The sequence below is a fragment of the Actinoplanes subtropicus genome, assembly GCF_000721705.1.
Classification (GTDB): Bacteria; Actinomycetota; Actinomycetes; order Mycobacteriales; family Micromonosporaceae; genus Actinoplanes; species Actinoplanes subtropicus.
In genome coordinates, this window is record NZ_JOJL01000001.1 from 447100 (window position 1) to 455311 (window position 8212).

Sequence of the window (8212 nt, forward strand, 5' to 3'; positions counted from 1 at the left end):
CGAGACGGACCGGTTCGAAATTAAGGAGCTCATCATGACCGAAAGCACCGCTCTCGTCGTCGGGGGAACCTCCGGCATCGGGCTGGCCACCGCCCGCCTGCTGCGGCGGCGCGGCGCCACCGTGCACGTCGTCGGCCGCACCGAGCGGCCGGTCGAGCCCGAGCTGATCGCGCACTGGGCCGACGGCGGCGACCCCGGCCAGATCGCCGCCGTGGTCGACAAGGTCGGCGCGATCGACTGGCTGGTCGTCGCGCTCAGCGGCGCCGAGGGTGCCGGCCCGATCGCCGACCTCGACGTGGCCACCCTGCGCCGCGCCTTCGACGGCAAGTTCTGGGCACACCTGACCACCGTCCGGGCGGCCCTGCCACGCCTCGCCCCGACCGGCTCGATCACGCTGATCGGCGCCATCTCGGCCCGGGCCGCGATGCCCGGCACCGCCGGCCTGGCCGCGATCAACGGCGCGATCGAGGCGATGGTCAAGCCGCTCGCCGCCGAGCTCGCCCCGATCCGGGTCAACGGCGTGTCCCCCGGCCTGGTCGACACGCCGTGGTGGAGCGCGATCCCCGAGGAGCAGCGCCGCTCCTACTTCGAGCGGATGGCCGAGCGGCTGCCGACCCGCCGGGTGGCGACCGCGGAGGACGTGGCCGAGGTGGTCGCCCTCGCCGCGACCAACCCCAACCTCACCGGCACCGTCCTCGAGGCCGACGGCGGCGCCCGGCTCGCCGCTCTCTAGGAGTCGTCGGGAAACAGGGTGATCGCCAGGATTCCGCTCGGCGTCGGGGTCAACACCGCCATCCCGTACGCCTGACCGTGCCACCGGGCCGCGACCGCCGACTGGCCGTTGACCACCATCGGGGTCATCTGCCAGTCGCCGGCCGCGCCCATCGCCGGCACCGCGAAGGCCAGGCACGCGTCCCGCCCGTCGGCCCAGGTGGCCGAGCCGGCCTGCTGGATCGAGGCGTCGGCCCGCAGCAGCTCCCGGAACGCCACCGGGTCGGCCGCCTCCCACGCCGCCATGTACCTCGCCAGCAGCTCCCGGGCCCGCGGATCGTCCGGCTCCAGCACCTGGTCGCGTCGCGGCGCCACCTCGTCGATCCGCCGCCGGGCCCGCTGCAACGCGCTCTTCACGGCCGGTACCGACAACTCCAGGATCTCCCCGGTCTCGGCCGCCGAGAACGCCAGCACCTCGCGGAGCAGCAGCACCGCGCGCTGCCGGGCCGGCAGGTACTGCAGCCCGGCCACGAACGCCAGCCGCACACTCTCCCGCTCGGTCACCGAGTCGGCCGGGTCCGCGGGGAACGGCCCGAGCCAGCCGTCGGCGCCCTCCGCGTCCGCCGGCAGCGCCCGCCGTCCCCGGCCGTCCAGCGCGGTGAGGCAGGCGTTCGTGGCGATCCGGTACAGCCAGGTGCGTACGGACGATTGGTGGTGGAAGCCGTTCCAGCCGCGCAGCGCGCGCAGATACGTCTCCTGCACCGCGTCCTCGGCCTCGTCCCGCTCGCCGAGCATCCGGTACGCGTGCGCGAGCAGCCCCCGCCGCTCCCGCTCGAAGGCCTCGGTCAGAGCCCCAGCCTGGGCCGTGTCCACGCCGCGAACCTCCCGATCGCCTCGTCGGCCTCCGCCGAGTATCCGGCCGCCATCTGGAACGTGTGCAACCGCCCGGGAAAGACGTCGAGCCGCGCCTCGACCCCGGCGTCCACGGCGAGCTTGGTCAACAGTTCGCTCTCGCCGAGCAGCGCCTCGGCGCCGCCCACCTGCGTGTAGATCGGCGGGAGTCCGCGCAGGTCGGCGTGCAGCACGTTCACCGCCGGGTCGGTGCCGCTCACCTCCGGCGGCAGGTACGCGTCGATCAACCCGCGCACCATCGGCCGGGTGAAGAACACGTCGGTGGCGGCGTTCGTGTCGTAGCTGCTCGTGGCCAGCGCCGGATCCAGGTCGAGCCCCGGCGAGATCAGCAGCAGCGCCTCGGCCCCCGGCACCCGCAGCGCCGCGTGCACGGCCAGCCCGGCGCCCACCGAGTCCCCGGCCAGGACCGTACGAAGTCCCTGGTCACGGACCCATCGATAGGCCGTCACCACGTCGTCGATCTGCGCCGGGTACCGGAAGGCGGGGGCGAGGCGATAGGTGGTGAGCAGCACCGGCACGCCGACCGCCTTGGCCAGGTGCCCGTACATCTTGCGGTGGGTGTAGAGCGACCCGCCGACGAACCCGCCGCCGTGCACGGCCACGATCGCCCGCCCTGGCGCGGCGTCGTGCGGCCGCAGCCACATGGCCGGCACCCCGCCGGCCGAGACCTCCAGGTAGTCGAGCCCGCGCGGCTCGGCGGTCACGTCACCCCAGTGGTCGCCGCCCGAGTTCCGGCCCGCGGCCCAGTTCGCGTACATCTCTTCGATGGCATCCATACCGGTGCAGACCGGCCGGGCCACCGAAAGGAATCGTCAGGGGCGGGTCACGCCTTCCAGACGTCCTGGTTCGCCTCGTACATCTCGCGCAGGATCGCCGGGACGTCGTACGTCAGCTTCCAGTCGGGGTAGTGCGCCTCGAACCGTTCGGTGCTGCTGATCCACCACTGGTGGTCGCCGACCCGGTTCTCCTCGACGTAGTCGGTCCGTGCCTCGAGGCCGGTGATCTCCGAGGCGATCTTGAAGGCCTCGAGGTGGCTGCAGTTCGAGAAGCGACCGCCGCCCATGTTGTAGACCTCGGCGACCCGTGGCGCGCGGTAGAACGCCTCGAACGCCGAGACCAGGTCATGCGAGTGGATGGCGTCGCGGACCATTTTCCCCTTGTAGCCGTAGATGTGGTAAATCCGCTGCTCCATCACGCAGCGCATCACGTACGCCAGGAAGCCGTGCAACTCGGCGGCCGAGTGCCCCGGGCCGGTGAGCGTGCCGCCGCGGAAGACCGCCGTGGGCATGTCGAAGTAGCGGCCGTACTCCTGGACCATCACGTCGGCGGCGACCTTGCTGGCGCCGAAGACCGAGTGCAGGCACTGGTCGATCGACATGGTCTCGTCGATGCCGCCGTACCACTTGTGGTCCTCGGGCAGCTCCCAGCGGGTCTCCTGCTCGATCAGCGGCAGCGAGTTGGGCAGGTCGCCGTACACCTTGTTGGTCGAGGTGAAGATGAACGGCGCCGACGGGCAGTGCTGCCGGACCGCCTCCAGCATGTTCAGGGTGCCGACCGCGTTCACGTCGAAGTCGGTGAACGGCTCGCGGGCGGCCCAGTCGTGCGACGGCTGGGCGGCGCAGTGGATGACCAGGCCGACGTTCCTGCCCAGGGCGGCGAAGAGCTTGAGCACCCCGTCGCGGTCGCGGATGTCGACGTCGTGGTGCGTGTACCGCTCGCCGACCTCCTTCCGCAGGCGGTCGAGGTTCCACTTGGTGGAGCCGTCCTTGCCGAAGAAGTAGCCGCGCATGTCGTTGTCGACACCGACGACATCCATGCCGAGCCCGGCGAAGTGCCGGACCGACTCGGAGCCGATCAGGCCGGCCGAACCGGTGACGACGACCACGTTGCTCATCAAGACCTCCGCGAAATCGGAACGGCCCGAGGTTACAGGGTGTGGGCGAAAACCTGGCCGCAAGGGGTCGTAGCGTGCCGGGCATGACGACGCTCAGCCGCCGCGCGCTCAACCGGGCCACGCTCGCCCGGCAGTACCTGCTCGACCGGTCGGACGCCGGGGCACTCGTCGCGATCGAGCACCTCGGCGGCATGCAGTCCCAGGCGCCGCTGGCCCCGTACGTCGGGCTCTGGACCCGGCTGCGCGGCTTCGTGCCGGACGAGTTGTCCAGGCTGACCGCGGAACGCCGGGTGCTCCGGGTGCACCTGATGCGGACGACCGTGCACCTGGTCAGCGCCCGCGACTGCCTCGACTGGCACGGGCACTTCCAGCGCCGGCACGCCGCCGCCTTCGCCCCGCACCACCGCGGCCTGACGGTCGACCCGGCCGAACTCCGCGCCGAGACCATCCGGCTGCTGGACGAGAAGCCCCGCACCCGCGCCGAGCTGGGGAAGCTGCTGGCCGAACGCTGGCCGGGCGCGGACCCGAGCGAGCTGACCTTCGCCGCCGCGCACGAGGTGCCGATGTGTCAGGTGCCGCCGCGTGGGCTGTGGGGCCGCGGCGGGCCGGCCGCGTGGGCGCCGGTGGAGAGCTGGCTGGGCGAGCCGTTGCGCACCACCCCGATCGACGGGCTGGTCCTGCGCGGGCTCGGCGCGTTCGGCCCGGCCACCGTCGCCGACCTGCAGACGTGGTCGGGCCTGACCCGGTTGGCCGAGGTGGTGAGCCGGCTGCCGTTGCGCACCTTCGAGTCCGAGACCGGGCAGACTCTCTACGACCTGCCGGACGCGCCCCGCCCCGACGAGGACGTGCCCGCGCCGCCCCGCTTCCTCCCCGAGTACGACAACCTGCTGCTCGCCCATCGCGACCGCGGCCGCTTCAACCCGTCGGGCCGGCCCGTTCCGCTGCCACCGGGCAACGGCGCGACCTCCGGCACGTTCCTGGTCGACGGCCTCTGGGAGGGCACGTGGCAGCTTCGCGATCGGCGGCTGGCTCTCCGCCCGTACCGGAAAATCGGTCTTGATCCGCTTTTGTCCGAAGCCGAAGCGCTCCGCTCGTTCCTCGCCCCCGACGCCGCGGTCGTGGTGGAAAACGAACTCTGAGCGTTTCTCTTCCGCGAGTTCGACCGTACGAGTCGGAAGAGTCCCCGATGTGCCAGGGCCGCCGGCTGCACCAGCAGCTCCGACCCCGGCCGCCGGGCGGGCCCGGCCCAAGACCATCCTTAAAGCAGACCGCGCAGGTAGGCGGCCTGGCCCACGTGCTGGGCGTCGTCGTCGGCGACGCTGACCAGGCGGACGCCCAGGGTCACCGGCGGGTCCCACGCGGCGTCGACGACCCGGTCGAGATCCTCGTCGGTGAGGCCGGCCAGGTAGGTCATCGTGCGGTCGTGGACGGCCCGGAAGTAGTCCTCCAGGGACTGTGGGCTCTCCGGCGCGACCGTGGCGACCTGGGCCGCCGAGTGGCCGTAGCCGGTCTCCGCGTCGTCCTTGAGGCCGAACCGGGCCGGCCAGTCGCCGGTGAGGTAGATCTGGTCCTCGCCCATGACCTCCGCTACGTGGTCGTCCTGCACCCGGGTGAGGTGCCAGATCAGCCAGCCGATCGAGTTCGCGCCCGGGGCGGGGGCCCAGCGCAGCTGTTCGGGGGTGAAGCCGTGCACGGCGCTGTGCACGTTGCCGGGAAGTCGCCCGAAGGCGTCGGTCAGGATGTCCTTGGCGTCCATGGTCCGAGTATTCCGCCTAGGATCGGGCGCTGCCGGTGACCCCGGCGGGCGCCTGCGTGGCCCCGCTAACGCCGTGTTGCGGTCAGGGCTGGGCGCTGCCGGTGACCCCGGTGGTGCCGCTCACGCCGCCGCCGGTGCCGCCGGTCCCGGTCCCGGTCCCGGTGTCGTTGTTGCCGGTGCCGCTTCCGCTGCCCGTGCCACTCCCGTTGCCGGTGCTGCCGGGGTTGCCCGTGCTGCCCGTGGTCGGCGCGACGGTGTCGCTGTTGCCGGTCGGCGCGGGCGAGGTGCCGCCGGTCGGCTCGTCGGTGGGCCGGTCGGTCGGTGACTCCGTCGTGGTGGGCTGGGTGCTTGGCGACTGGCTCGGCGTACTCACTCTGGATTTTTCGGATTTTCCGCTTTTGTCGCCGAAGAGGGAGGAAACCGTCGACCGGTCCCCGTTGCCGCCTCGGGTCGCGTCGGCGATCGAGCGGCCCGAGATCAACTCGGCGACCGTCAGCGTGCCCATGGCCAGCACGAACAGTGCTCCCGCCACCAGGGCGACCCGCTTCCAGCGCACCTTGCGAGGCGAGGCGTCCATCGCCGGCAACGCGATCGTGGTGGCCGCCGCCGACACTGGAGGCGTTCCGACCGCGGCCGGCGCTGCCGTGAAAGTGCCCTGGAGTTTCCGGTGACCCTTCTTGATCGACCGGGTGTAGACCTCGGTGCCGACCGACCCGATCAGGCTGGCGACCGCCGCCCCGGCGAGCGTGCCCGCTACGCCGAGATAAGAGCCGACGACGGCCGCGGAAAGTGCCGCCAGCACGCCGGCAAGAGTTTTCGGGATGTCGATGCCGGACCAGATCCGGTCCGGTTGGTGCTCAGTCATGTCCTCCTCGGTCCCTACTCGTGTCCGCCACTCCTGTCGCTCGTCAGCGTCTTGGCCTTTACCGCTCGGGCCGCGGCTAAACCCCGCCGCTCGGCCAGCACCTCGCGCAGCGGGCGGACCACCACCCCCTCGGCGGCCATCTGCCGCCGGGCCAACCTGCGGTTACGCAGAATCGCGACGAGCCCGACCGCGAAGATGAGGTATTGCACACTCATCGCGATCTTGAAATCGTCGATACCGTAGTCGTTCCGGCCGCCGGTCCGGGCGTCCAGGACCAGCCCGATGATCTCGATGGTCACCAGCGAGGCGACGAAGCCGCCGACGTTGACCACGCCGGTCGCGGCGCCCAGCCGGTCGGGCGGGTTGAACGTCCGCGCGTAGTCGAAACCGATCATCGAACCCGGCCCGCCGGTGCCCAGCGCCGTCACCAGTATCACCAGCACCGGCAGCGGCGCCCGCCCCGGCCAGGCCAGCACCAGCCCCCAGGCACCCGCGTTGACCGCGATGATCCCGAGCACCAGCCAGGACCGGCGCAGCGGGTGACGCTGCACCAGCACCCCGATCAGCGGCCCGGCCGCCATCCCGACCAGCACGAACAGCGTCAGCAACGAGCTGGCCGTCGCCCGGTCCAGGCCCTCGCCGGCGATCAGGAACGGGAAGCCCCACATCAAGGCGAAGACCGTGCCGGTGAACTGCGTGGTGAAGTGCGACCAGAGCCCGAGCCGGGTGCCCGGATGCCGCCACGCGCCCACCAGGTCGGCGCCCAGCCGGCCCATCGTGATCGGCGGGCCGCTGGAGATCTTCCGCTCCGGCGTGTCCCGCAGCGCGGCGAACGCCACCGCCGCGACCAGCACACCCGTCCCGGCGGCGCTGAGAAAGGCGGTGGTCCAGCCCGGCCCGGCCAGCAGCGCGGCCAGCGGCACGGCGGAGAGCACCTGCCCGGCCTGCCCGACGAGCCCGGTCAGCTGCGTCACGATCGGCACCCGCCGCCCCGGGAACCAGCGCGGAACCAGCCGCAGCACGCTGATGAACGTCATCGCGTCGCCCGCACCGACCAGGACCCGGGCCAGCACCGCGCCACCCACCCCGTCGGCGGTCGCCATCAGCACCTGCCCGGCCGCCATGACCAGGCCTCCACTGACCACCAACCGCAACGACCCGAACCGGTCGAGCAGCAACCCGACCGGCACCTGCAGCCCGGCGTAAACGAGAAGCTGCAGAACCGCGAACGAGGCAAGCGCACCCGCCCCCACCTGAAACCGGTCCTGCGCGTCGAGCCCAGCCACCCCGAGCGAGGTGCGATTCAGCACGGCAACGGTGTACGCGGCGAGGCCGACGGCCCACACCGCCCAGGCCCGCCGGCCGGGTCGCAGGGGCATGCCTCGCCTTCCGTTCGCTCCGCACAAGGTCCGCGAACAACCTTTCTACGAGCGGCGCCCCCTCACAACGCATCGCGGCCTAGCCCACACGTGCCGCTGGTCACCCCGCTTCCCCGCGCCGCCGGTCGCTCCTCGCGCCCGCCCGCGGTGGAAGCTCTGAGCGTTTCCCTTCCGCCGCCTTGACCGTACGAGTCAGCCGAGTCCCGGTGTGCCAGGGGCCGCTAGCTGCACCAACAGCCCCGACCTCGGCCCGCCGGGCGGGCCCGGCCCAAGACCTCCACCTCACCCCCCGGGGCACCATGACGCACCAGAACCCCTACCGGGCACCCCTCGCCGCCGTCCCCGGCAAATCTTGAAGGCCCGCCGTTCCCCGCGAACGAAAAATCCACACCGACGCGCTCGACGTGGCCGAGAGCGGAGCTTTCCCGTTAGCTGAGAACACCGCTCCTTCAAGGTCGCCCCGCCCCCGCGCCACCCCGTCCCGCGCGGCCCCGCCCCTGCGCCGCGCCGCCCCGCCCTGGCACCACCCCGCCCTGGCACCGCCCCGCCCGGCCGTGCCGGCCCCCCGCCCTCGCCGGCCCCCCCGCGTCGCGCTTGCCCTGCACCGCGCCGGCCCCGTGCCGCGTCGCCCCCGTGCCGCGTCGCCCCCGTGCCGCGTCGCCCCCGCGTCGCCCGGCCCCCGCCCCGGCCTCCGC

Annotated in this window: 8 protein-coding genes; 2 read left to right on the top strand and 6 right to left on the bottom strand. The window is 72.6% G+C overall.

Annotation, left to right across the window (positions count from 1 at the left end):
* Positions 1 to 34: 34 nt before the first annotated feature.
* The gene (locus tag IH26_RS0102080; protein WP_030434361.1) at positions 35 to 733 is read left to right on the top strand and encodes an SDR family oxidoreductase; all 699 of its coding nucleotides are present in this window, start codon (positions 35 to 37) and stop codon (positions 731 to 733) included.
* On the opposite strand, the gene IH26_RS0102085 is transcribed toward IH26_RS0102080, so the two are convergent.
* Genes IH26_RS0102085 through IH26_RS0102095 form a run of 3 tightly spaced genes read right to left on the bottom strand, consistent with a single transcriptional unit; the run spans position 730 to position 3517 of the window.
* Entirely contained in the window at positions 730 to 1584 is an 855-nt protein-coding gene (locus IH26_RS0102085; RefSeq protein ID WP_030434362.1) for an RNA polymerase subunit sigma-70, read from the bottom strand. The genes IH26_RS0102080 and IH26_RS0102085 overlap by 4 nt on opposite strands.
* Positions 1557 to 2399 carry an alpha/beta hydrolase fold domain-containing protein gene (locus tag IH26_RS0102090; RefSeq protein ID WP_157436984.1) on the bottom strand — a complete coding sequence of 281 codons (843 nt, stop codon included), beginning with the start codon at positions 2397 to 2399 and terminating at the stop codon, positions 1557 to 1559. Before IH26_RS0102090 ends, IH26_RS0102085 begins: the two co-directional genes overlap by 28 nt.
* 47 nt (positions 2400 to 2446) lie before the next feature.
* A complete protein-coding gene (locus tag IH26_RS0102095; protein ID WP_030434364.1) occupies positions 2447 to 3517 on the bottom strand; it encodes an NAD-dependent epimerase/dehydratase family protein in 1071 nt (356 codons plus the stop codon).
* 83 nt (positions 3518 to 3600) lie between these two features.
* On the opposite strand from IH26_RS0102095, the gene IH26_RS0102100 reads away from it, so the two are divergent.
* Positions 3601 to 4656 carry a winged helix DNA-binding domain-containing protein gene (locus IH26_RS0102100; RefSeq protein ID WP_030434365.1) on the top strand — a complete coding sequence of 352 codons (1056 nt, stop codon included), beginning with the start codon at positions 3601 to 3603 and terminating at the stop codon, positions 4654 to 4656.
* A 119-nt stretch (positions 4657 to 4775) separates the two neighbouring features.
* Here IH26_RS0102100 and IH26_RS0102105 read toward each other — a convergent pair whose 3' ends face one another.
* From IH26_RS0102105 to IH26_RS0102115, 3 genes are all read right to left on the bottom strand, one after another.
* A complete protein-coding gene (locus IH26_RS0102105; protein WP_030434366.1) occupies positions 4776 to 5273 on the bottom strand; it encodes a mycothiol transferase in 498 nt (165 codons plus the stop codon).
* An 82-nt stretch (positions 5274 to 5355) separates the two neighbouring features.
* Positions 5356 to 6138, bottom strand: a complete 783-nt coding sequence (locus IH26_RS0102110; RefSeq protein WP_030434367.1) for a hypothetical protein — start codon at positions 6136 to 6138, stop codon at positions 5356 to 5358.
* A gap of 14 nt (positions 6139 to 6152) precedes the next feature.
* The gene (locus IH26_RS0102115) at positions 6153 to 7517 is read right to left on the bottom strand and encodes an MFS transporter (protein ID WP_051807239.1); all 1365 of its coding nucleotides are present in this window, start codon (positions 7515 to 7517) and stop codon (positions 6153 to 6155) included.
* Positions 7518 to 8212: the final 695 nt, after the last annotated feature.

What these genes read in the sequence shown, in the direction of transcription:
- IH26_RS0102080 (WP_030434361.1), top strand. Translation starts at nt 35, where the DNA reads ATGACCGAAAGCACCGCTCTCGTCGTCGGGGGAACCTCCGGCATCGGG.
- IH26_RS0102090 (WP_157436984.1), bottom strand. Translation starts at nt 2,399, where the DNA reads ATGGATGCCATCGAAGAGATGTACGCGAACTGGGCCGCGGGCCGGAAC.
- IH26_RS0102095 (WP_030434364.1), bottom strand. Translation starts at nt 3,517, where the DNA reads ATGAGCAACGTGGTCGTCGTCACCGGTTCGGCCGGCCTGATCGGCTCC.
- IH26_RS0102100 (WP_030434365.1), top strand. Translation starts at nt 3,601, where the DNA reads ATGACGACGCTCAGCCGCCGCGCGCTCAACCGGGCCACGCTCGCCCGG.
- IH26_RS0102105 (WP_030434366.1), bottom strand. Translation starts at nt 5,273, where the DNA reads ATGGACGCCAAGGACATCCTGACCGACGCCTTCGGGCGACTTCCCGGC.
- IH26_RS0102110 (WP_030434367.1), bottom strand. Translation starts at nt 6,138, where the DNA reads ATGACTGAGCACCAACCGGACCGGATCTGGTCCGGCATCGACATCCCG.
- IH26_RS0102115 (WP_051807239.1), bottom strand. Translation starts at nt 7,517, where the DNA reads ATGCCCCTGCGACCCGGCCGGCGGGCCTGGGCGGTGTGGGCCGTCGGC.